The sequence below is a fragment of the Pseudomonas sp. 3MAES_34.3B genome, assembly GCF_058145875.1.
In genome coordinates, this window is record NZ_CM176960.1 from 3,580,723 (window position 1) to 3,602,015 (window position 21,293).

At 60.4% G+C, this 21,293-nt stretch carries 19 protein-coding genes and 2 pseudogenes; 11 read left to right on the forward strand and 10 right to left on the reverse strand.

Translation table 11 applies throughout. The features are described 5' to 3' along the window. Positions 1 to 33 precede the first annotated feature (33 nt). Complete coding sequence (locus AC3Z8Y_RS15695; RefSeq protein ID WP_490086610.1) at positions 34 to 747, forward strand: DUF969 domain-containing protein; 714 nt, start codon at positions 34 to 36, stop codon at positions 745 to 747. Beyond that, entirely contained in the window at positions 744 to 1,694 is a 951-nt protein-coding gene (locus AC3Z8Y_RS15700; protein ID WP_490086611.1) for a DUF979 domain-containing protein, read from the forward strand. Before AC3Z8Y_RS15695 ends, AC3Z8Y_RS15700 begins: the two co-directional genes overlap by 4 nt. Here the strand turns inward: AC3Z8Y_RS15700 and AC3Z8Y_RS15705 are convergent. Both AC3Z8Y_RS15705 and AC3Z8Y_RS15710 read right to left on the reverse strand, forming a co-directional pair. Next, positions 1,663 to 3,042: a histidine kinase sensor domain-containing protein gene (locus AC3Z8Y_RS15705; RefSeq protein WP_490086612.1), complete on the reverse strand. Its 1,380-nt coding sequence runs from the start codon at positions 3,040 to 3,042 to the stop codon at positions 1,663 to 1,665. The genes AC3Z8Y_RS15700 and AC3Z8Y_RS15705 overlap by 32 nt on opposite strands. Further along, positions 3,042 to 3,755: a response regulator transcription factor gene (locus tag AC3Z8Y_RS15710; protein WP_490086613.1), complete on the reverse strand. Its 714-nt coding sequence runs from the start codon at positions 3,753 to 3,755 to the stop codon at positions 3,042 to 3,044. Before AC3Z8Y_RS15710 ends, AC3Z8Y_RS15705 begins: the two co-directional genes overlap by 1 nt. Positions 3,756 to 3,916: 161 nt before the next feature. Between AC3Z8Y_RS15710 and AC3Z8Y_RS15715 the strand changes: the two genes are divergently transcribed. Next, positions 3,917 to 6,676, forward strand: a complete 2,760-nt coding sequence (locus tag AC3Z8Y_RS15715) for a response regulator (RefSeq protein WP_490086614.1) — start codon at positions 3,917 to 3,919, stop codon at positions 6,674 to 6,676. 153 nt (positions 6,677 to 6,829) lie between these two features. Then, on the forward strand, positions 6,830 to 7,252 hold the full coding sequence (locus tag AC3Z8Y_RS15720; protein ID WP_490086615.1) for a hypothetical protein: 423 nt from the start codon (positions 6,830 to 6,832) through the stop codon (positions 7,250 to 7,252). Between the two features lie 3 nt (positions 7,253 to 7,255). Here AC3Z8Y_RS15720 and AC3Z8Y_RS15725 read toward each other — a convergent pair whose 3' ends face one another. Beyond that, positions 7,256 to 7,723, reverse strand: a complete 468-nt coding sequence (locus AC3Z8Y_RS15725; RefSeq protein ID WP_490090015.1) for a TlpA family protein disulfide reductase — start codon at positions 7,721 to 7,723, stop codon at positions 7,256 to 7,258. A gap of 71 nt (positions 7,724 to 7,794) precedes the next feature. Here AC3Z8Y_RS15725 and arsC point away from each other — a divergent pair, with 71 nt between their 5' ends. The 3 genes from arsC to AC3Z8Y_RS15740 are packed head-to-tail and all read left to right on the forward strand — an operon-like array spanning position 7,795 to position 9,431. Further along, positions 7,795 to 8,148 carry an arsenate reductase (glutaredoxin) gene (gene arsC / locus AC3Z8Y_RS15730; RefSeq protein WP_490086616.1) on the forward strand — a complete coding sequence of 118 codons (354 nt, stop codon included), beginning with the start codon at positions 7,795 to 7,797 and terminating at the stop codon, positions 8,146 to 8,148. Next, entirely contained in the window at positions 8,145 to 8,759 is a 615-nt protein-coding gene (wrbA, locus tag AC3Z8Y_RS15735; protein WP_181120203.1) for an NAD(P)H:quinone oxidoreductase, read from the forward strand. Before arsC ends, wrbA begins: the two co-directional genes overlap by 4 nt. Then, a complete protein-coding gene (locus AC3Z8Y_RS15740; protein WP_490086617.1) occupies positions 8,760 to 9,431 on the forward strand; it encodes a DNA-3-methyladenine glycosylase I in 672 nt (223 codons plus the stop codon). 91 nt (positions 9,432 to 9,522) lie between these two features. Here AC3Z8Y_RS15740 and AC3Z8Y_RS15745 read toward each other — a convergent pair. Further along, a pseudogene (locus tag AC3Z8Y_RS15745) lies at positions 9,523 to 9,688 on the reverse strand (tRNA 2-thiocytidine(32) synthetase TtcA); the annotation flags it as partial. 656 nt (positions 9,689 to 10,344) lie between these two features. Between AC3Z8Y_RS15745 and AC3Z8Y_RS15750 the strand changes: the two are divergent. Then, a complete protein-coding gene (locus AC3Z8Y_RS15750) occupies positions 10,345 to 10,761 on the forward strand; it encodes a hypothetical protein (protein WP_490086618.1) in 417 nt (138 codons plus the stop codon). Positions 10,762 to 10,817: 56 nt separating this feature from the next. Here the strand turns inward: AC3Z8Y_RS15750 and AC3Z8Y_RS15755 are convergent, their stop codons facing one another. After that, the gene (locus AC3Z8Y_RS15755; protein WP_490086619.1) at positions 10,818 to 11,363 is read right to left on the reverse strand and encodes a hypothetical protein; all 546 of its coding nucleotides are present in this window, start codon (positions 11,361 to 11,363) and stop codon (positions 10,818 to 10,820) included. Positions 11,364 to 12,149: 786 nt separating this feature from the next. After that, positions 12,150 to 13,625 (reverse strand): MFS transporter, encoded by a 1,476-nt coding sequence (locus tag AC3Z8Y_RS15760; RefSeq protein ID WP_490086620.1) that lies wholly within the window; start codon positions 13,623 to 13,625, stop codon positions 12,150 to 12,152. 400 nt (positions 13,626 to 14,025) lie between these two features. On the opposite strand from AC3Z8Y_RS15760, the pseudogene AC3Z8Y_RS15765 reads away from it, so the two are divergent. Next, positions 14,026 to 14,345, forward strand: a pseudogene (locus tag AC3Z8Y_RS15765) (transposase domain-containing protein); the annotation flags it as partial. 198 nt (positions 14,346 to 14,543) lie between these two features. Here the strand turns inward: AC3Z8Y_RS15765 and AC3Z8Y_RS15770 are convergent. From AC3Z8Y_RS15770 to prpF, 4 genes are all read right to left on the reverse strand, one after another. Further along, on the reverse strand, positions 14,544 to 16,187 hold the full coding sequence (locus AC3Z8Y_RS15770; RefSeq protein ID WP_490086621.1) for an acetolactate synthase large subunit: 1,644 nt from the start codon (positions 16,185 to 16,187) through the stop codon (positions 14,544 to 14,546). Positions 16,188 to 16,264: 77 nt separating this feature from the next. Next, positions 16,265 to 17,242, reverse strand: a complete 978-nt coding sequence (locus tag AC3Z8Y_RS15775) for an amidohydrolase family protein (RefSeq protein WP_490086622.1) — start codon at positions 17,240 to 17,242, stop codon at positions 16,265 to 16,267. 71 nt (positions 17,243 to 17,313) lie between these two features. Beyond that, complete coding sequence (locus tag AC3Z8Y_RS15780; RefSeq protein ID WP_490086623.1) at positions 17,314 to 18,045, reverse strand: transporter substrate-binding domain-containing protein; 732 nt, start codon at positions 18,043 to 18,045, stop codon at positions 17,314 to 17,316. Next, positions 18,042 to 19,208, reverse strand: a complete 1,167-nt coding sequence (gene prpF, locus AC3Z8Y_RS15785; protein ID WP_490086624.1) for a 2-methylaconitate cis-trans isomerase PrpF — start codon at positions 19,206 to 19,208, stop codon at positions 18,042 to 18,044. The genes AC3Z8Y_RS15780 and prpF overlap by 4 nt, the downstream gene beginning before the upstream one ends. A 124-nt stretch (positions 19,209 to 19,332) precedes the next feature. On the opposite strand from prpF, the gene AC3Z8Y_RS15790 reads away from it, so the two are divergent. Beyond that, positions 19,333 to 20,295: a GntR family transcriptional regulator gene (locus AC3Z8Y_RS15790; protein WP_490086625.1), complete on the forward strand. Its 963-nt coding sequence runs from the start codon at positions 19,333 to 19,335 to the stop codon at positions 20,293 to 20,295. Between the two features lie 174 nt (positions 20,296 to 20,469). Continuing rightward, positions 20,470 to 21,282 carry an amidohydrolase family protein gene (locus AC3Z8Y_RS15795; RefSeq protein WP_490086626.1) on the forward strand — a complete coding sequence of 271 codons (813 nt, stop codon included), beginning with the start codon at positions 20,470 to 20,472 and terminating at the stop codon, positions 21,280 to 21,282. The last annotated feature ends 11 nt before the right edge of the window (positions 21,283 to 21,293 follow it).

Genomic DNA, 21,293 nt, shown 5'->3' on the forward strand with positions numbered 1-21,293 from the left:
ATAGCGACCTACGCGTCACACAGGGCACCTACCATGAACGAATCGCTTAACCTCTGGCCGCTCGCGGGCGTCGCGGTCATCGTCCTCGGCTTCATCCTGCGTTTCAACCCGATGCTGGTGGTGGCGATCGCCGCCGTGGTCACCGGGCTGGCCGCGCATTTTCCCGTGGAAACGATCCTTGCCAGCATCGGCACCGGCTTCATCAAAACCCGTACCCTGCCCCTGATCATTCTATTGCCGCTGGCGGTGATCGGCCTGCTGGAGCGCCACGGGCTTCGCCGCCATGCCCAGCACTGGATCGGCCGTTTCGGGCGCGCCACCGCCGGGCGGCTGCTGATCGGTTACCTGTTCATTCGGGAAACCACCGCCGCGCTGGGGCTTACCAGCCTGGGCGGGCATCCGCAGATGGTAAGGCCGCTGCTGGCGCCTATGGCCGAGGGCGCCGCTGCAAGCCGCCACGGGCCGCTACCTGCGCAGGTACGGCAACGCTTGCTGGCCTTTTGCGCGGCAACGGACAACATCGGCCTGTTCTTTGGCGAAGACATCTTCGTCGCCTTCGGCGCCATTGCACTGATGCACACCTTCCTGCTGGGCGCCGGTATCGACGTCGACCCGTTGCACATCGCGGTGTGGGGCATTCCCACCGCCATCAGCGTGTTCCTGATCCACGGCCTGCGGCTGTATCGGCTGGACCACTACCTGGCGCGGCACGCCGAGGCACAGCAAGCAGCGGGGGCACCGGCATGATCTTGTCCATTCAATACCTGTACTGGCTGGCCGGGATCATCCTGGCGATCACCTGCGCGATGACCCTGGCCGACCGTGAGCACCCTCGGCGCTGGCGCAGCGGGCTGTTCTGGGGATTGTTCGCCGTCGCCTTCCTGGTAGGCGAGCGCCTGCCGCCGGTGTGGGTAGGCATCGGCGTGCTGGCCATGGCCGTCCTCGCAGGCTGCGGCGGCGTAGCGGTGGGCAGCTATCGGCCTCTCGCCGAGAAAGCCCAGCAGGCAGTTGCAGCGCGCCTGGGCAATCGGTTGTTCATTCCAGCGCTGGCCATTCCGCTGCTCACCGTAGCCGTGGCCTTGGGCTTGAAGGGTGTGAAAATCGGCGACAGCTTTGTGCTGGACCCTTCCAATGCCACCTTCGTGGCGCTGGGTGTCGCCAGCGTGATCGCCTTGGCACTGGCCTGCTGGCTCACCCGTGACACCCCGGCGCAAGCGATGCGCGAATCCCGCCGCTTGACCGAGGCACTGGGCTGGGCGCTGGTGCTCCCGCAAATGCTCGCCATGCTGGGGTTGATGTTCACTGACGCCGGCGTCGGCAAGGCGGTGGCGTACCTGGCCAGTACTTACATCGACATGGATTATCGGCTGGTGGCGGTGATGGTGTACGTGCTGGGCATGGCCCTGTTCACCATGGTGATGGGCAATGGCTTCGCGGCGTTCCCGGTGATGACTGGCGGGGTCGGGGTGCCGATCCTGATGGGGGTGTACCACGGCAACCCGGCGGTAATCGCCGCGATAGGCATGTTCTCCGGTTACTGCGGCACGCTGATGACACCCATGGCGGCCAATTACAACCTGGTGCCTGCGGCCCTGCTTGAACTTCCCGACCGCTACGCCGTGATCAAGGCCCAGGTACCTACGGCGTTGGCGATGCTGGTGGTCAATACGCTGCTGCTGTATGCGCTGATGTAGCCGCCGGCTCACTCGCTGGCAAGCGCAACTCTACCCGCAGGCCACCCTGGGCGTTACGGGCAACCAGGGTGCCGCCCTGCCGTTCAATGGCATGTCGGGCGATGCTCAAGCCGAGGCCGAAGCCGCCGTCGCCCGGGCGGGCCCCGTCAAGCCGGGTGAAGGGGTCGAACATGCGCGAGAGGTCCGCCTCAGGCACCCCGCCACCGTGGTCCTGCAGGCTCAAGCGCCAATGATCGCCTTCGCGCTCGGCGCTGAAGCTCACCCGCGCCCCCGGGGGTGAATGGCGGATGGCATTGCGCAAGATGTTCTCCACCGCCTGCGCCAAGCTATTCAAATGGCCACGCACCCAACAGGTCTCGGGGATGGCGCAGTGCAGGCGTTCCGTTGGCCAACCGGTTTCGAAGGCGGCATCTTCGGCCAGCACATCCCACAGCGCGGTTATCTGGACAGGCTGCACCTTGGGCGGGCTGCGCTCGGCATCCAGCCACGCCAGCTGCAAGGCGTCCTCCACCAGGCGCTGCATGTTGTCCACTTCCCGGGCCAGCCGCTCGCGCAGGCGGTCGTTGTCGGGTTCGGCCTCGCAGGCAACACGCAAACGGCTGAGCGGGGTGCGCAGTTCATGGGACAGGTCGTGCAGCAGCCGCTGCTGCATGGTCACGGTTCTGTGCAGCCGCTCGCCCATGTCATCGAAGGCCCTGGCCAGTTCCCCCAGTTCGTCCTTGCGGCTCAGGGCGCCGGGCTCCAGCCGGGTATCGAGGCGGTCCGCCCGCCACTGCTGGGCCTGGCGCCGAAGCTGTTCCAGCGGCGCCACCAGCATGCGGTACAAGCCGATACACAGCAGCAGGGTGAACAGCGCAGGCACGATCCCGTTGGTAAGGATGTGCCAGAACAGCCCATAACGGCCCGGCATGAACCGCTGTGGCAGCTCGATGACCAGCATTCCGCGCTCTGCGTGTTGGGGGAACGGTACCCGCAGCCAGGGCGCGGTGGAGTTGCGCCGGCTCACGGGCCAGTCGATGCCGCGCAGGGCGGTCAGCCGCTGCCGCTGCGCAAAGCTCAGCACGCCTTGCCCGAGCGGGGCGAAATCCGGGCCGATGGCGGTCACGAATACGCCTTCCTGCGCGGCAATGCTGCTCAGCAGGTTATCCAGGCCCGCTGGGCCCTGAGCATTGAGCGCCCGCTCCGCTACGCGGGCATAGTCGCTCAAGCTGGCGCGGGCCTGGGGAGACAGAAACGCGGTGCGCGCTTCCATGTAGCGCCCCCACGACCAGCTCAGCCAGATCATCAACAGGCAGAAGCCGATCAACAGCGCGGCGAGTTTCCAGAACAGCGAGTGGCGGCCTGGCATCAAGCAGTGGCCGCCGTGGCGAACATATAGCCCTTGCCCCAGACGGTGCGAAGTTCATGGCCCAGGTAGCTCAAGGCCTTGAGCTTGCGGCGGATCTGGCTCACGTGCATGTCCAGGCTGCGGTCGTGGCGCGAGTAGCCGCGCTGCAACACATGCTGATAGAGGAACGCCTTGCTCAGCACATCGTCAACGTGCCGATGCAAGGTGCCAAGCAAGCGGTACTCGCATGGCGTAAGCCCGGCGGGGCAATCCAGGTAGTGCACGTCCTGGCCGACATCGTCGAAGCGCAGCTCCACGGGCATGGGGGTGGGGGCAGGCACCCCGCGCTCCAGGTCGACGCGGCGCAGGATAGCCTCCACCCGCACCTGTAGTTCGTCCAGGCTGAATGGCTTGGGCAGGTAATCGTCGGCGCCCCCGCGAAAACCGTCGATGCGGTCCTGTTCCGCGCCCAGCGCCGACATTAGCAACACGGGGGTGCGAGAACGCTGGCGCAAGCGAGCCAGTACTTCCAGCCCATTCATGCCGGGCAACAGCACGTCGAGCAGCACCAGGTCGAAGGGTTCGCGCAGTGCCAGCTCCAGCCCTTCCCCGCCATCCCGGCACCAGGTCACGCTAAGCCCTGCCGCCCCCAACCGATCGCGCACAAACGCGCCGAGCGTGGGGTCGTCCTCGACAGCCAATAACCGGGTTGCATCCGCACTCATAAGATCCATTAACGCCTGCGAAATATTCTCAGTGGCGATTATTCTGCAATAACGCAGCGGCGGCAACTTCCAATGCCCCAGCGGTAGATGATGCAAAGGTGCACGCCGGGCGCGGTAAAGGTATGGTTCGCCAGACATGAGGGGTAGCCCCCGGCGATCGAGGTGCGGGTGTGTTAAGAAAACTGGGAATAAAAGGGCGGGTGATCCTGCTCACCATGCTGCCGGGAAGCTTGCTGGCGTTGCTGCTGGGTGGCTATTTCACCTGGGTGCAGCAGACCGAATTGCAGGCACAACTGCTGGGCCGCGGCGAGCTGTTGGCCGGGCAGCTCGCACCACTGGTGGCCCCCGCTATGGCTGCGCGCGATACCGAGCAGCTCGAGCGGGTGGCGGCGCAAGCCCTTGAACAGGCCGACGTGCGCAGCGTGACGTTTCTGGACGCCGAGCGCGGCCTGCTGGCCCATGCCGGCCCCAGCATGCTCAACCCTATCCCTGGCGGAACCGGAACGAAACTTGCCCAACGCAGCGGCAGCGATGCCACCCGCTACCTGCAACCGGTGTTCGGCCGCGACCGTGACCTCGCCGGCGCGCAGGTGCCCGGCGAGGCGGACCGCCTGCTGGGCTGGGTGGAGATAGAACTGTCCCACACCAACACGCTGCTGCGTGGCTATCGCATGATGTTCGCAAGCCTGGTGCTGATTGCCGCCGGGCTGGTGGTCATCCTGCTGCTGGCGCTGCACTTGGGCCGGGGTATCAGCGCGCCGCTGGGGCATATCAAACTGGCCGTGGCGCGAATAAAGGAAGGCCGCCTGGACTACCGCCTGCCCACCCTTGGCAACCATGAGCTGGACGAGCTGGCTGCCGGCATCAACCGCATGGCGCAATCGCTGGAAGAAGCCCATGACGAGCTTCAGCACAGCATCGACCAAGCCACCGAGGACGTGCGCCAGAACCTGGAAACCATCGAGATCCAGAACATCGAGCTGGACCTGGCGCGCAAGGAAGCGCTTGAGGCCAGCCGGATCAAGTCCGAATTTCTGGCCAACATGAGCCATGAAATACGCACGCCGCTCAATGGCATCCTCGGGTTTACCCATCTGTTGCAGAAGAGCGAGCTCACGCCGCGCCAGCTGGACTACCTCAACACCATCGAAAAATCCGCCGATAACCTGCTGGCGATCATCAACGAGATCCTCGATTTCTCCAAGATCGAAGCCGGCAAGCTGGTGCTCGACAGCATCCCCTTCAACCTGCGGGATCTGCTGCAGGACACGTTGACCATCCTCGCCCCGGCGGCTCACGCCAAGCAGCTGGAGCTGATCAGCCTGGTGTACCGCGATACGCCGGTGTCGCTGGTGGGTGACCCTTTGCGGCTCAAGCAGATCCTCACCAACCTGGTGAGCAACGCCATCAAGTTCACCCGGGAAGGGACAATTGTCGCCCGGGCGATGCTGGAGGAAGACGGCGAGGACGAGAGCACCGCGCAGTTGCGTATCAGCGTTCAGGACACCGGCATCGGCTTGTCGAACGATGACGTGCGGGCCCTGTTCCAGGCATTCAGCCAGGCGGATAACTCCCTGTCCCGCCAGCCAGGCGGCACTGGCCTGGGGCTGGTGATTTCCAAGCGGCTGGTGGAGCAGATGGGCGGCGAGATCGGCGTGGACAGCACGCCGGGCGAAGGCAGCACTTTCTGGATCAGCCTCACCCTGCCCCGCGCCCGTGAAGATGCCGAAGACCTGCCCGCCCCGCCCCTTACGGGCCGCCGGGTTGCCTTGCTGGAACATCACGACCTGGCGCGCCAGGCCCTGGAACACCAACTGCAGGACCTGGGCCTGACCGTGGTTGCGTTCAGTGCGCTGGAGCGCCTTGCCGAAGCGGTGAGCGCCGCGCGCCTTGCCGGGCAGCCCATCGAGCTGGCCGTGCTGGGGGTCACCAGCCAGCAACAGCCGCCCGAGCGCCTGCGCCCACGCCTGCGCGAGCTGCAACAGCAAGGCTGCCACGCCTTGGTGCTGTGCCCCACCACCGAACAGGCGATGTACCACCCCGTTGTGCCCAACCCGCATAGCCAGCTGCAGGCAAAGCCGGCGTGCAACCGCACCCTGCGCCGGGTACTTAGCGAACTGGTGAGCCCGCATCGTCCAGCGCCCGTGCTCGACGACGCGCCGGCGGACCGCCCGCCGCGCATCCTCTGCGTGGACGACAACCCAGCCAACCTGCTGCTGGTGCAAACCCTGCTCGAGGACATGGGCGCGTTGGTGCAGGCCGTGGACAGCGGCCAGGCAGCATTGGAAGCCGTGCAACAACGCTCCCTGGACCTGGTGCTGATGGACGTGCAAATGCCCGGCATGGACGGCCGCGAAACCACCGAACGCATCCGCCTGTGGGAAACCGGCCGCCCAGGCTCGCCCCTGCCCATCGTGGCCTTGACCGCCCATGCCATGGCCAATGAAAAGCGCGCGCTGCTGCACAGTGGCATGGACGACTACCTCACCAAACCCATCAGCGAGCGCCAGCTGGCGCAGGTGGTGCTCAAATGGACCGGCCTGGCCCTGCGCGGCCAGCCGGCCGAACGGCTGAGCGAATGGGCCAGTACCGAGGGCGAGCAGCAGATACTCGACCACGAAGAAGGCTTGCGCCTGGCTGCCGGCAAGGAAGACCTGGCCGTGGATATGCTCGCCATGTTGCTGGCGGGGCTGGATGAAGACCGCCGGGCGATCCAGGCCGCCCGGGACGCCCATGATCAGCACGCGCTGCTGGAACGCATCCACCGCCTGCACGGCGCCACCCGCTACTGCGGCGTGCCCCAGCTGCGCGCGGCATGCCAGCGAAGCGAAACCCTGCTCAAACAGGAAGACCCTAGCGCCAGCGTCGCCCTCGATGACCTCGACCAGGCCATCGTGCGGCTGGCCGAACATGCGCGGATCAGTGCATAAACAGCGAGCACAGGGTTTGGTCGACGCACGTTGTGGGAGTAGGCAGGGCCTGCGAACAGCATTGGCAACCGGTTCCCGGCCATCCCCAGATGGCCGGCCCCCCAGACACCTGCACCGCCTGTGCTACCATGCGCGCCCTTCTTCGGAGGCCCTATGGTCGAACACGATTTCCGCTACAGCCTGCTCACCCCTCAGCACACCCTGATCGAATGCCGCGCGTTGTCGCCGGGGCGTTATCAGGTCACCGGCAACGGCGGCGCCATCCGCGCCGATGACGTGCTGCTGGTCACCCTCAAGGGCAGCCAAACCCTGAGCATGCGCTTGACCGTCGAAAAGGTGCGGCACCTGATCAACCCGGTGGGCCAGTGGACCGCCGTGGCGCGTGGCCCGGTGTTCAAGGAGCTGGCGATTCACACCTGGGACGTGAACTGCGATGGTTGCGGCAAAACCATGAGCATGGAGTTCGCCGTAGACGCCAGCCTTGGCGAAGCGGCCTTGCCAGCAGCCGCGGCGGCGCGGGTATCCGAGCTGGGCTGGCGCAGCGAAGGCGGCAAGCACTTCTGCCCCAACTGCTGAGCCCTAGCCGCCAGCCTTGAGGGCAGCCAGCCGCTGGGCCAAACCTGCAGCGGTCTGCTCGCCCAACAGGGTGGCGCGCACCTTGCGTTGCGGGTCCAGCACAAAGGTAACCGGCAGCCCCTCGGCCTTTGGCAAATCCAGGGTGTCGGCCGGGTCCTCGGCCAGCACGCGATAGTGGATGCCCATGCCGTCGGCGGCCTGGGCCAGCGCCTGGCCCTGCAGCTGATCGAAGTTCACGCCCAGTACCTGCACGCCCTCGTTCGCCACGCGGCTGGCGAACTGGTTGAGCTCCGGGATCTCGCGGCGACACGGCCCGCACCATTCGGCCCAATAGTTAATCACCAGCCACTGGCCCTTCAGGCTGCTGGCGGTCACGGGTTGCCCATGCTGGTCGTTGCCCAGGCCACGGTCACAGGCCACCAGGCATAGCGTGACGAGCACGGCCAACAGGCAGGCCAAACGGCTTCGGATCATCGTCGTCCTCGTCATCGCGGATCAGGCAGGTAGAATACCCGCCACTCGATAGCACAGGCGACCTTTCCATGAGCGACCTCACCCTCTATCACAACCCGCGTTGTTCAAAATCCCGCGCCGCGCTCGAACTGTTGCAGGCGCGCGGGCTGGAGCCTGAAGTGGTTCGTTACCTGGACACCCCGCCCAGCGCCGACACACTGCGTGACCTGCTGAGCCGCCTTGGCATTGGCGCACGGGCGCTGCTGCGCACCGGAGAGGATGACTACAAGGCCTTGAACCTGGCCGACCCTGCCCTCTCGGACGATACACTGATCGAGGCCATGGCCAGCCACCCGAAGCTCATTGAACGGCCCATTCTGGTACGCGGCGACAAGGCGGTGATCGGCCGGCCTGTGGACAACCTGCTGGAGTTGCTGCCATGACCGCCCCCTACGTGCTGGTGCTGTATTACAGCCGCCATGGCGCCACCCGCGAGATGGCCATGCAAATCGCCCGCGGCGTTGAACGCGCCGGGCTCGAAGCGCGCATCCGCACAGTGCCGGCGGTGTCCACCGAGTGCGAGGCCACAGCCCCCAGCGTGCCCGCGGAAGGCGCGGTATACGCCACCCTCGACGACCTTACCCATTGCGCAGCACTGGCCCTGGGTAGCCCTACCCGCTTCGGCAACATGGCGGCGCCCTTGAAGTACTTCCTCGACGGCACCAGCAGCCTGTGGCTCAGCGGCGCGCTGGCAGGCAAGCCAGCGGCGGTGTTCACCTCCACCGCCAGCCTGCACGGCGGCCAGGAAACGACCCTGCTGTCGATGATGCTTCCGCTGCTGCACCACGGCATGTTCATCGCCGGCCTGCCCTATAGCGAATCCGCCCTGCTGGAAACCCGTGGCGGCGGCACGCCCTATGGCGCCAGCCACCATGCCGGTGCCGACGGCAAGCGCCCGCTGGACGAGCACGAAACCGCCCTGTGCCGGGCCCTTGGCCTACGCCTGGGCGAAGCGGCCCGGCGATTGGCGCTGCCCCTGGAGGGCAAGGCCTGAATGCGGGACTACCAATGGTTGCATGAGCATTGCCTCAACCGCTTCGGCTCGGCCGCGGCACTGGAAGCGCGGCTACCCCAGCCGCGTTCCGACGAATACCTGCGTAGCCTGGGCGACGACCGTTACCTCTCGCTGCTTGCCTTGCGGATCTTTCGCGCCGGCTTGAAACACAGCCTGGTGGATGCCAAATGGCCGGCGTTCGAGGCGGTATTCTTCGGGTTCGTGCCGGAGAAAGTCGTGCTGATGGGCGGCGAGCATCTGGAGCGGCTGATGCAGGACGCCCGGATCATCCGGCACCTGGGCAAACTGCGCAGCGTGCCGATCAACGCGCAAATGATCCTGGATGTTGCCCACGAGCATGGCAGCTTCGGCGCCTTCATCAGCGAGTGGCCTGTGGAAAACATCACCGGCCTGTGGCGCTACCTCACCCGGCACGGCAATCAGCTGGGCGGGTTGTCAGCCCCGCGGTTCCTGCGCATGGCGGGCAAGGATACGTTCATCCCTACCCAGGACGTGGTGGCCGCGCTCAACGCCCAAGGCATCGTAGACAAAGTGCCCACCAGCCAGCGGGACCTGGCGGCGGTTCAAGAAGCGTTCAATACTTGGCGCGAACAGAGCGGCCGGCCGTTGTGCCAGCTGTCGGTGATGCTGGCGCATACGGCTAATCACTGAAGGCTTGGGGGTTTATTTGAACGACGAGCGCTGGGTGGCGCTTTTGTCGGTACGCAGGGCGGTGAAGTTGAACAGGTCGCGGTTGGCGCAGCTGTTCGAGTATGTTGAAGTCCACCCCAAGTTCCTTCAGGTAAGCCGGCAGCACATGCTCCGGGAACCCGGGCTGATCCTGGTCCAGGGTCACCGCCACCCGTTCGGAGCGGTTGGGCGACCGGTTGGAAGTGCGCCAGCAGATCCAACTTGGTTTGGCTGTCCCTGGCCGGTTGAAACCCTCGGCCTACCCTCTGCCTTTGTCGCCTACCGCGTGTCGGCCGGTTTCCTCTCGCCGGCGGATCATCTGGAGAGGCACCGACCAGACTGAAATTAACGATAACGTATTTTATCAATAGTTTTAGGGCTGCGCTTATGGATGGGCATTTTTGAGCAGCAGAGATCAATAATTCACGCATTAGGCGCATTGTGCCTAGAAAAGCCTTGACCGCTAGGCGCAATGCGCCTAGTATGGATCCTGTTGGTGGCGAGCAGAAAGCCATTCGACTCTGAGGGGGCTAGTCACGCCGCCAGCGGAGAACGAGATGAAACTAGCTGCGGTGGCGACCATCCAGACGAACTTTCCAGAGGCACATTTTTGGTTGGTTCGCCGGGGCTCAGCAGAACGGTGTGGCGAGGTAAGCCGAGTGTTCAACCCTGAACACATCGGAATCCGAGTTGATCGAACCGACCTGTTGTTACCTGACTACCTGTTTCACGCCCTGGCTCATGTACATCAGACAGGCCATTGGAAACAGCTAGCCACAGGTACTTTGAGTCTGGTCAATATCCGTGTTTCAGACGTTCGAAGCATCGAGCTGTCACCACGGTGAAGAAGGGGCCGAAAGGCCCCGCTTCTTAGGTACCACCGAAGGAATCAGATATGAAGCTAGAGATACCCCTGCCTTCCATAGAGGAGCAGCAAAGGATAGTTTTCGAGGCTGCTACAGCGGCGGCTATGGAACAGCTAAAAGCAAACCTGGATGCCCCCCGGTATCAGGGCCAAACAGAGGTGGACGAGAGCACGCTGGGTCGCGCTCATCTTTTGCGTGAGCATGAAGGCTGGGAGGCACCTTCCCCGGACATAGTGGGGGCGTATTTCCGGCATTTCCAAGGACACTTTCCCGAATACGGCACAGATGGAAGGCTGGCAACGCTGCTCGGAGTGTCGTCAGATCGTCGCGTGCGTGACTATAAACAGGGCGTCAGGAAAGTCCCCTACGGGGTTTGGAGACGATTCTTGGTGCTTACAGGGCGTGTACCCCAGGACATCATTCCTGTGATGGCCTTCATGGCTTAATTAGCATCACAGCGACGTGTCATACGCCGCCACGAGGCCAGGACGCCTTTGCCTTCCTATCTTGCCTCCATATCGGCCTCGTCGGGTCTACTGGAATTGAGATAGGTTTGCAAGAGGCCATTTATGTTCCACGTCGCTTTATGGCCTTGCGCAAGGTTAGAAATGAAAACCTCACTAGACTTAGTGAATCGGTGGCGTACGCGGACAGTGTAGGAACGGAATAACCAATTGAAGAAACCTTGATAGCAGACTGCTTCGTCAACGTCTCTCCACTTCACTCCGATTGTGCCTCGGCTCCATGGGAAAATTCCACGATATAACCAAACCCCTGTAGGGTCTGTATAAAGCTTTACGCTTCTCAGATAGAAAAACTTATAGATAGCTATAGATAAAGCACCAATAAAAAAAGCGAAGCTAGCAAGCACGTATATTTCAAACGCTTGGTTAGTCTGAGCCTTATTTATAGCCGTCCCTGCAAATCCCAGTGCGACGACGAATAAGGCGACCCCTGTTAAAAAAGGCGGCACATACGCGGTCCAGGACAACCGGTACGAAGTATAGGCAGCTCGGCTGAGGCTTTCGCTACGCTCGATCTCATCCATGTCAGATAGCTCCTCTGAATCCACCAAAAAACCTAGTGTTTAAGGATCCAATGATGATCCAAACGGCTTGATTGATCAATCATGCTACCCCTAACGGGTAGGCTCAGAAGCTTTGATCCAGCCTCACAACATCACACCTCATGGGGCTTCGCCTGTGCCCCTATCACTTTTTGCCACAGCTAGGCGGGCCGGCGCGGAACTGGAGGCAGGGTCGGTTCGATTCGCAGTGGTAAGTCATTTGCTTGCGGCCAGCGCTGCCTTTTGGTCATGGGTTGCCCCTTTGCACGCACGAGGTAAATACAAGGCTCCTTACCGGAACCGGTAAAGCCTGAGCACTGAGGTGTCCCTATGGTGCAGCGTAGCCTGTCAATGCCAAGAGCCTGGCCAGTGGCCCGCTGTCGCTGCTGGGGCAGACAAAGCTCTTTCAGTTGGCTTATGGCAACGGATCGCGGACTTCGACTAACGGGTGTTATGTTGAATCCTGTCGTGGCATTTGCAGGGCGTTGGAAAGGCTGCAATTTCACCGGATGTGGCTGCAGTGTAATTTCGGGGGAGTACATGGCGCCGACTGCGTTAGGGGACAGGTGTTCTCGCCCTGGTAGACAATGTACCCGCGCCTCCGAGGTCAAGGACCAGTCAAAGGCCCTAACTCCGTACAGCAACCTTTGAAGGCCACTCTTCATTCCACGCTGGCTACGCTGGGTAATTAGGAGTGGCCGCTTTTCTACAGCATGGTCTCATCAACGAGTCACTGGACGCGTCCATAGCGGTAACAACATTGAGGGATCAATGAGTGACCGGGGCTAACCGCTCGTGCTGTTTTTGATTCCTCGCATTGTCGCGTCCAATGTAAAACACCAGGCCGATTCCGATAACGCACATGCCCGACAGCGGTAGAAGTGCCAAAGGGAAGCTGCCAGTGTGCTCGCGGATAACCCCCACGAAGAAGTTCAGTACGCCGGTGCCCAAGTGCCCTAGCGTGTTTACCGCAGCGATGCCTGCGGCTAGGACCGCTGGAGGGAGGGTCTCAGACGCCAGAGCCCAGAAAGGCCCCTTCAACGCGAAATTGCCGATCAGCACCAGAGAAAGCAGTACAAGGGTGATAGGGAGCGAATCGGTCAAAAGGGTCGCAGCGAAGCTGATTGCAGTCAGCGCCAAGGGAATCGCAGTGCTAAAAATCCGCTCGGAATTCTTGTCCGCGCGCATGCTCCACAAAATCATGAAGACCGCTCCAAGACCAAACGGAATCATGTTTAAGAACCCGGTCTGCGTGTCCGTAAGGTGGAACGACTTCAAGATTTGGGGCATCCATAGCGACAAGGTGTTGCTGGTGGCCGATATGCTCATGTAAACGACGGAAAGCAGCAGTACATATTTATTTGTCAGTGCCGCCAGGATCTTACCCATGCCATGAGCTTCACGTTTTTTATCGGCTTTTTCCTCACGCTCCTGCCGTTCGGTCGCCAGGCGATTGCTCAGCCAAGCCTTTTGTTCATGGCTTAGCCATCCGGCCTCAGACGGATTACTTGGAAGAAGGGCCAAGCTCAAAATGCCCATGATCACGGCTGGCACTGCTTCAAGCATGAGGAGCCACTGCCAGCCTTGGAAGCCTAGCGTCCCATCCAGTTTGAGAAGCAGAGCGGAAAGGGGCGAACCTAGGAAGTTCGAAAGGGGGACGGCAACCATGAATACAGCGACAATCCGGGCCATGTAGGCCTTGGGAAACCATTGGGTTAGATAAAGGATTACACCCGGAAAGAACCCTGCTTCGGCGGCACCAAGCAGGAAGCGGGACAAACCATAGGAGTACGGGCCGACAATGAAAGCAGAGCAAAAACCCACAATGCCCCAGGTGATCATGATGCGAGCGATCCAGCGACGCGCACCAAACCTTTCCATAGCCACGTTGCTCGGCATCTCGAACAAAACGTAGGCCACGAAGAACAGGGTAGCTCCGAAGCCAAACATGCTGGCCGTTAGGCCGATTTCCTTGTTCATCGTCAGGGCCGCAAACCCGATATTGACCCGGTCTACATAGGCGATGAAATAGCAGAGCATCAGGAAGGGGATCAGCCGCAGCGTGAGCTTCCTGACCGTCGCCTGCTCTATTGCGCTTTTTTCAGTTTGATCTGTCATGGCGTAACCTTCGGGCTGCTTATTATTGTTCCAAAACGCAATCAGATAATCTTTGACGTGTTTGCGTTTGTCAACGAAGAAAAGCAGCTTGGGTAGGATGTGACATGAATCTTCCCTTACATCCATTTAAATTCTGTGGATATCGTCGGTAAACTACTTCGAAATTAAGCAAAATCGCGTTAGCCGATGAGGGCTGCGTTCGGTGAGGATAAGATGAGCGGTAGCTCTACAGAGGTTGAAGTGCGTTTTATCTGAAATAGGAACACTATGGTGCGATCGTTTGGCTGCGCTCCCATAACCTGCCTCACACCCTTCCGGGTATGCCTAGGCTTCTCATCCTGCAGCTTTTATGTGATCGCCGCGAGCGCTTCCGCAGCGGTACGTGTGCACCGGCCGCCCCCGAGACTTTCCCAAAAAGCGCCTGTTTCGTATGACCGAAGGCCCCTGGTGGGGCGAAATGCTATGCCGACGGGGTGTTCGCAGATCTCACCCTTTGCTTCCCAAGGAGACAGTGCTAACCCATTCACAGATCCAGGACGATGAAGCCATCATCGAAACAGCCCACTTGCGAAATCGCCATCCTCAAACGCCACAAGTTGCCAAGCACAGCGAGCAAATCAGCCCAGCACAAGGCAGCTTGCTGGATGACCTGCTCAATACAGATTTTGAAGCTATCGAGGCAGAGCTAATGCAACTCCTCCCAGCTTCGCCTCAGGCCGAACCAAGACAATCCCCAAAAGTGCGCCATCGCCGCCGCAATTTCCACGCACCGTGATTCGTCAGGAACCAGAAAGCACTGAGCGTGCCTGTGGCTGCCAACTTCAGCGCATCGGCGAGGACGTCAGCAGAAGCTGGATCGTTCCATGCTTCCAGAATTAGAAGGAAGCGGGGAAGCGAGCGGTGAATGTACCCTCCTAGCTCCAGTATTAAGGGTGGTGGTGTCCACGAATTTTAAGTGGAGAACATCACCCTTATATCTACAATCGTGAAGATGACTTTGCCGGACGGTTACCTTGCACTACTTGAAACATGGCACTAAGTCAGTCAGATGGCCGCGCTGCGTTCGCGCAACTCCATATTCAGGATGCGATCGTTCTCCGAGTAGTCTACCGGGCAGTCGATCACGTGCACGCCCGGGGTGCTGATGCAGCGCTCCAGTAACGGCAGGAAGCCCTGCGCGCTTTCTACCCGATGGCCCTGGGCGCCGTAGCTGCGGGCATAGAGCACGAAGTCCGGGTTGCCGTAGTCCAGTCCGAAATCGGTGAAACCCATGTTGGACTGCTTCCATCGGATCATCCCGTAGCCATCGTCACGCAGGATCACCACCGTCAAGTTCATCTTCAGGCGTACAGCGGTTTCCAGCTCCTGACTGTTCATCATGAAGCCGCCGTCTCCGCACACGGCCACGATAGGGCGGTCCGGGTACACCAGGTGCGCGGCCATTGCCGAGGGCAGGCCGGCGCCCATGGTCGCCAGGGCATTGTCCAGTAGCACGGTGTTGGGCTTGTGCGCCTTGTAATTGCGGGCGAACCAGATCTTATAGATGCCGTTGTCCAGCGCGACTATGCCTTCGGAGGGCATGGCACGACGGATGTCTGCAACCAGGCGCTGGGGGTACATCGGGAAGCGGTTGTCGCCATTACCCTCGGCTATCTGTGCCTCGTTGGCCTCCCGGATTGCCATCAGGCGGTTGAAATCCCAGTGCGCGCAATCACCCAGGGCTTCGCCGATCTGCCATACAGCGTTGGCAATATCGCCGATCACCTCAATCTGGGGAAAATAGACCGGGTCCACTTCGGCGGAGCGAAAATTGATATGGATCACCTCGGTGCCGTCGCGCACCATGAAGAAGGGCGGCTTCTCGATCACATCGTGGCCGATATTCACGATCAGGTCCGCTGCTTCCACCGCACGGTGCACGAAGTCACCGGCCGACAACGCGGCGTTGCCAATGAAGCGCGGGTGGCGCTCATCCACCACACCCTTGCCCATCCGGGTGGTCACGAACGGAATGCCGGTGTCGTCGATCAGCTGCTTGAGCACCTTGGCGGTCATCTTGCGGTTGGCGCCCGCGCCTATCACCAGAATTGGGCTGCGCGCCGCCTGCAGCTTGCTCACCGCCGCGTCGATTGCACGGTGTTCGGCCAGCGGCCGGCGCGAGAGACTGGGGGCAATGGGCAGGCTTTCTGTCTGCTCAGCGGCGATGTCCTCGGGCAGTTCCAGGTGCACCGCGCCGGGTTTTTCTTCTTCGGCCAGGCGGAACGCTTCGCGCACCCGTGACGGAATATTGTCCGCGGAGGCCAGCTGATGAGTGTACTTGGTCAGCGGCTGCATCATGCCCACCACATCCAGGATCTGAAAGCGCCCTTGCTTGGACTTCTTGATCGGCTTTTGCCCAGTAATCATCAGCATGGGCATTCCGCCCAGGTAGGCGTAGGCGCCTGCGGTCACAAGGTTGGTCGCGCCAGGGCCCAAGGTAGATAGGCTGACGCCGGTCTTGCCAGTAAGGCGGCCATAGGTAGCGGCCATGAACCCTGCGGATTGTTCGTGACGCGTGAGCACCAGCTTGATGTTTGATTTGCGCAGTGATTCCAGCAGGTCGAGGTTTTCCTCGCCCGGGATGCCGAAGACGTATTCCACGCCTTCGTTTTCCAGACACTGCACGACGACATCGGCGGCCTTGGCCATGGGAATGTTAGCCTCTTGCTAGAGTGAGAGGTCGAGGCGGGCCTGTTTTTGCGGCTGCCCCAGCCAGAATGAAGTCGTCAGCTCCAGTACAAGCGCTGAGGAGTGTCGACAAGTATCTGATGCAATACAGTCGGGTTTTCTACCCACTGCGCGATCAGATTAAGAGCGTAGCCGTCATCCTCGGCGCGGAAGCGCTCTAGGAGATCTTTGCTGCGTTTGGTTCCAGGTGCGGGCATGGTATGCGGGAAATCACTAGCCCAAATCAGTCGATCCGGTCGTGTAGCCACAAGAGATTTCACAAAGCCCCGAATATCCTGATAATCCGCTTGTTCGGAGACGCGGTACAGTGCGGACAGCTTGACGTAAACGTTACCGCCCTTGATCAGCCCCAGCATTTCCGCATAGCCATCTTGCTGTAGTCCTCCCTTTGCGGCCAGGTGTCCAAAATGATCAAAAACCACCGGAACTGGTAGCGCCGCAATAACCCCCGACAGGTCCTTGATGGTCGTCAGGTTGGTGTACATCTGGATATGCCCACCATAGGGCTTGATCAGTTCTGCATATTCACGCTGGTGAACAGCGACCTCCTCCGGGCGAGCTTTTCCATACACCTCAAGGTTGAGGCGCACACCACGAACACCCAGTGCATGCATCTCGTCCAACTGGTGTTTGGAAACGGGCAAATCAAATACGGCAACGCCTCGAGCGCGTTGGCTTCCCAGCGTTTTAAGCGCATCAAGCATGCAGCTATTATCGTTACCATAAGGGCTTGGCTGGACTAGCACCACGCGGTCCATGTGCAACTGCTCGAGGTGTCTTTCCAATGCCGAAAGCGGGGACTTGTCAGGCATGTATGTGCGCGACTCGGCATAGGGGAAACGATCCGGATCGAACACATGAACGTGACAGTCACAGGCATTCGCTGGCACCGTGAACGCGGGAGCCGCGTATGACTCTCCATTGCCAAGCAGAGCCGCCAGCGAGAAGCGCGGTGCAGCAAATGAAACAGCCGTGACGGCTGGAATGACGGCCAAGAGGCCACGTCGAGTGATCATAGGGCTTCCCTTTTTGTTTTTGTGGTGAAGGACGCTGCGCCCACCTCGGGGCGCGCTCGAGGAACGGCCAATCAGGTAGGGACGGTTACACCAGTAACGCCATGACGCGAGAGCGCGGCCTGGATGAACCCTTCTGCTTTCAGCTGGGCGATGAAATCACTGAGCCATAGCGCTGCCTGGGGGCCCCGCGCATGCGGCACACCCATCGCTTGTCGGATCTGCATGAAGGGCTCCTCGATCAGTCTGAGCCCTGACCTGCGGTGCATGTCGCCCTCGAGCTGCTGCCGGACACCCGCTGCAACCTCCAGATCTTGTTCGGTGAAGGTATCGATGACTGCCGGCGAGGATGGTGCACGTACCAGAGAGGCATTCCGTATTTCCCGAGTAAGGAATAGATCGTAGGCGCTCCCCTCACCCACCGCGATGCGGTTGCCAGGCACGTCAATGTCGGCGGGTTCACGGCCAGGGAAGCCTTCGCGTACCAGATAGCAGCCTTCAATAACGATGTAGGGTGAGCTAAATGAAATCTGCGCCCCCCTGACAGGATCGATCGCAAAAAAGCCCACATCGGCGTCAGCTTTTTCAAGGGCCTTGACTGCAAAGCCTGCCGTATCGACTGTCACAAGATGCAGAGTCAGATTCAGTGCCCCAGCCAAGCGCTGGGCGATATCGACAGAGACACCCGCAGGTGCGCCACCGGGTACAGGGCGGGAAGCCAGGACAGGATTTCCGTAGTTGATCGCCACCCGCAATAGGCCCGTGGGAGCAAATGCCTGGCGCAGCTCGTCAGTGACCGCTCTCATACGTTGTCCGATGGTACAAGGACACTGCCTTCCATGAGGCGGCGTGCCGAGCGGCTCATGACCGCTTTCGAAACAACCCAAGCGCCATCGACCTGACGGGCCTCGGCACCTACTGCCAGGCTGCCGGAGGGATGCCCGAAGCGAATCTGGTGCCCGGCTGAGTCGGGTACCAGCCGATTGATCACTGTGTCAGGGATGACCGCAGCGACGGCGATTGCAACCGCACCGGTGCCTGTCATGGCATGGTGCAGCTTGCCCATCGAGAAAATACGAGCATTGATGTCCACAGTGGAGGCATCGACGAGTTTACCGTTGGACGCCGTGTAACCCTCCGGAGCCGCGACGAATGCCAGCTTCGGGGTGTGGGGGCGCAGTTGGGTCGCTTCCTCAGCCGACTGTGCCAAGCCCATCGTCACAGCTGCGTGAGCACGTATCGCCTCGGCCTTGGCCAGCATCTCGGGGTTGTTATTAACGTCTTTCTGCAACTCGTTTCCACGTAGACCTAACACATCAGCGTGAACGAAGATCGCCGGGTTGCCAGCATTGATCATGGTGAGTTCCACATCGCCCACCCCTGGGACTGACAGGATGTCGATTGCGTTACCGGTTGGGAACATGCCCCCCTTACCGTGCTCATCCCCTTCCCCGCTGGGGTCAAGGAATTCGATCTTGATTTCCGCAGCCGGGAACGTGACGCCGTCCAGCTCGAAGTCGCCTTCTTCCACAACCCGCCCGTCGCGCATGGGCACATGGGCAATGATCCTCGCGTTGATATTTGCCTGCCAGATTCTTACTACGGCAATGCCATCGGTTGGTGCATCGACAAGGCCCTGCGCGATCGCAAAAGGACCGACGGCTGACGTCAAGTTGCCGCAGTTGCCGGACCAGTCCACAACCGGGCGATCGATGGCCACCTGACCGAAGCGGTAATCCACATCGCAATCGGGTTGGCTGGATTTGCTTATCAAAACCACCTTGCTGGTACTGGAGGTTGCTCCGCCCATGCCATCGATCTGTTGGCCGTATGGGTCTGGGCTGCCAATGACGCGCAACAGTACGCGGTCACGAACAACCGGGTCGGCAGGAAGCCAGTCACTGCAGAAGAATACCCCCTTGCTGGTACCGCCACGCATGTAGACGGCTTTGAAGGACTGCTGCGCCATGGAGAACCTCTGAAGTCTGCTGGTGGTCTGTTGCGTTTATTTCACAGCAAACGCAAAAATACCGCAAGCGCAAATTTTGCTAACATTTGCGCTTTAACTCCTCTACCCGTCAGGCCGGTGTATATTGAAAGCTGCTGAAGCCTTTGAAAGCTCACAAGACATGACTCAGGATCTGACCAAAAGCCAGCGCAAGGCATTGCGCGAGATCATCAGCTATGTACGCCGGGAGCGCCTTCCCAGAGGCACTCATTTACCGGAATGGACATTGGCAAAGCTCATAGGCACCTCCCGCTCCCCGGTCAAGGTGGCTTTGGAGTACTTGGTGGATGCCGGTTTGATGCGGTTTGACAAGAACCGCGGCTATCACGTGCACGGAGATGTCGACGACCTGCCCCCCGCGTTGCAAGTTCATGTCCAAACAATGGACGATCCGCTGTACCTGCGTCTGGCGCGGGCACGCTTTGATCGTGAGGTACCTGATTCAGTCACCGAGGCGGATCTCACACGTCTGTTGGGCGTGTCGCGGAGTGAGATTGGTAAGGTCCTGGCACGCGCGCAAAGCGAGGGCTGGGTGGAGAAGGAGGTGGGCTACGGTTGGCGTTTCCTGCCAATGATCGACTCGCTCGAGGCTTATGAAGACATGTACTCGTTGCGTCTTGCCATTGAGCCCGCCGGCATCCTGAGTAGTAAGTTCAGGCCTGACATGGAGCAATTACGGACGCTTCGACAAGAACAGCAGGCCATCCTTGACGGTGGCTACCTGACCATGACCGCTATCGAGCGCTTCGAGTCTAATGCCCGGTTTCACGAAACTATCGCAGAATGGTCAGGGAATCGCTTTGCTGTTCAAACGATGCGTCGACTGGATCAGATGCGCCGACTTGCAGAGTACCGTCAGACTGCTCAGGACCTGCCTCGTCAGGCGCTCGCGCAGGAGCATCTGCAGATCCTGGAAGCCATCGAAAAAGGCGATAACCTCGGGGCCGCGAGTTACATGCGGCTGCATATCGAAGCCGCGTGGCGAAAAAAAGCAGTGTCCGCAGTGTTCCAGCACCCCCTACCTGCTGCAGCGGAAGTGTCTATCTAGAGCCACCATTTTATTTGTCAGGCCGCCTTGAGCGGTCTTTTTTTTGCTCGAGAAAATATTTGTGCGTTTTTGCGTTGACAAAAGCAAAGTAGCCGCCATAGTCTGAATGCGTTTCTGGCATAAAATAAACAATAGCCAAGGTGATTGCCTCACCGTCGGATCACAGGTAAGCCGATGAGCATCAGTAATCAAAGAATCATCGATACGCATGCCCACGTCTTTCACCGTGGCCTGCCATTCATTGAGTCCAGACGTTTCACCCCTTCCTACGATGCAACCTACGAAGCGTTCATCGCTCAGCTGGATACCCATGGAGTTGATAGGGCGGTACTGATTGCAGTCAGCATCCTGGGTAATGACAACGGTTACCTGGTTGAAAGCTTGCGCCGTTCCCATGGTCGCCTGCGTGGCGTGGTGGCCATCGATCCACTTTCAGATGTCGACCTGCTCCCAGTCTATGCAGACGCTGGTGTAGTCGGCATACGCGTCAATCTCACCGGCGGTCTGTCGGTTCCAGACTTCACAAACGCCGCTTGGCGACAGGTTCTCGATTTCTGTCGAGTACATGAATGGCATATCGAAATCAATGACCGCTGTGGGCGGTTGAGCGAATCGGTACTGCCGCTGATCGATAGCGGTGTCCGTGTTGTCATCGATCACTTTGGAATGCCTGACAAGCACCTCGGTGTCGAAGACCCCGGCTTTACCCGCCTGCTGAAATTCGCCGAGAGCGAACGCGTGTGGGTCAAGATGTCCGGTGCATATCGCACCGGCCTTGATATCACCGCTCAGGCTGCCCCTCTGCTACTGGACTCCTTTGGCGCACAACGCCTCATGTGGGCCAGCGACTGGCCCTTCACCCAATTTGAATCATCCCAGCAATACGCAATGCAACTGGTGCATCTGGAGCGCTGGCTGCCGAATGCCGCTGACCGCCAGCAAATGCTGTGGCGCACCCCAGCCGAATTATTCCAGTTCGATCGTTAACCTGATTTGTT

Bases quoted from the DNA above. Each gene is read 5' to 3' on its own strand.
- AC3Z8Y_RS15695 (WP_490086610.1), top strand. From the start codon at position 34: ATGAACGAATCGCTTAACCTCTGGCCGCTCGCGGGCGTCGCGGTCATC.
- AC3Z8Y_RS15700 (WP_490086611.1), top strand. From the start codon at position 744: ATGATCTTGTCCATTCAATACCTGTACTGGCTGGCCGGGATCATCCTG.
- AC3Z8Y_RS15705 (WP_490086612.1), bottom strand. From the start codon at position 3,042: ATGCCAGGCCGCCACTCGCTGTTCTGGAAACTCGCCGCGCTGTTGATC.
- AC3Z8Y_RS15710 (WP_490086613.1), bottom strand. From the start codon at position 3,755: ATGGATCTTATGAGTGCGGATGCAACCCGGTTATTGGCTGTCGAGGAC.
- AC3Z8Y_RS15720 (WP_490086615.1), top strand. From the start codon at position 6,830: ATGGTCGAACACGATTTCCGCTACAGCCTGCTCACCCCTCAGCACACC.
- arsC (WP_490086616.1), top strand. From the start codon at position 7,795: ATGAGCGACCTCACCCTCTATCACAACCCGCGTTGTTCAAAATCCCGC.
- wrbA (WP_181120203.1), top strand. From the start codon at position 8,145: ATGACCGCCCCCTACGTGCTGGTGCTGTATTACAGCCGCCATGGCGCC.
- AC3Z8Y_RS15740 (WP_490086617.1), top strand. From the start codon at position 8,760: ATGCGGGACTACCAATGGTTGCATGAGCATTGCCTCAACCGCTTCGGC.
- AC3Z8Y_RS15750 (WP_490086618.1), top strand. From the start codon at position 10,345: ATGAAGCTAGAGATACCCCTGCCTTCCATAGAGGAGCAGCAAAGGATA.
- AC3Z8Y_RS15755 (WP_490086619.1), bottom strand. From the start codon at position 11,363: ATGGATGAGATCGAGCGTAGCGAAAGCCTCAGCCGAGCTGCCTATACT.
- AC3Z8Y_RS15760 (WP_490086620.1), bottom strand. From the start codon at position 13,625: ATGGATGTAAGGGAAGATTCATGTCACATCCTACCCAAGCTGCTTTTC.
- AC3Z8Y_RS15770 (WP_490086621.1), bottom strand. From the start codon at position 16,187: ATGGCCAAGGCCGCCGATGTCGTCGTGCAGTGTCTGGAAAACGAAGGC.
- AC3Z8Y_RS15775 (WP_490086622.1), bottom strand. From the start codon at position 17,242: ATGATCACTCGACGTGGCCTCTTGGCCGTCATTCCAGCCGTCACGGCT.
- AC3Z8Y_RS15780 (WP_490086623.1), bottom strand. From the start codon at position 18,045: ATGAGAGCGGTCACTGACGAGCTGCGCCAGGCATTTGCTCCCACGGGC.
- prpF (WP_490086624.1), bottom strand. From the start codon at position 19,208: ATGGCGCAGCAGTCCTTCAAAGCCGTCTACATGCGTGGCGGTACCAGC.
- AC3Z8Y_RS15795 (WP_490086626.1), top strand. From the start codon at position 20,470: ATGAGCATCAGTAATCAAAGAATCATCGATACGCATGCCCACGTCTTT.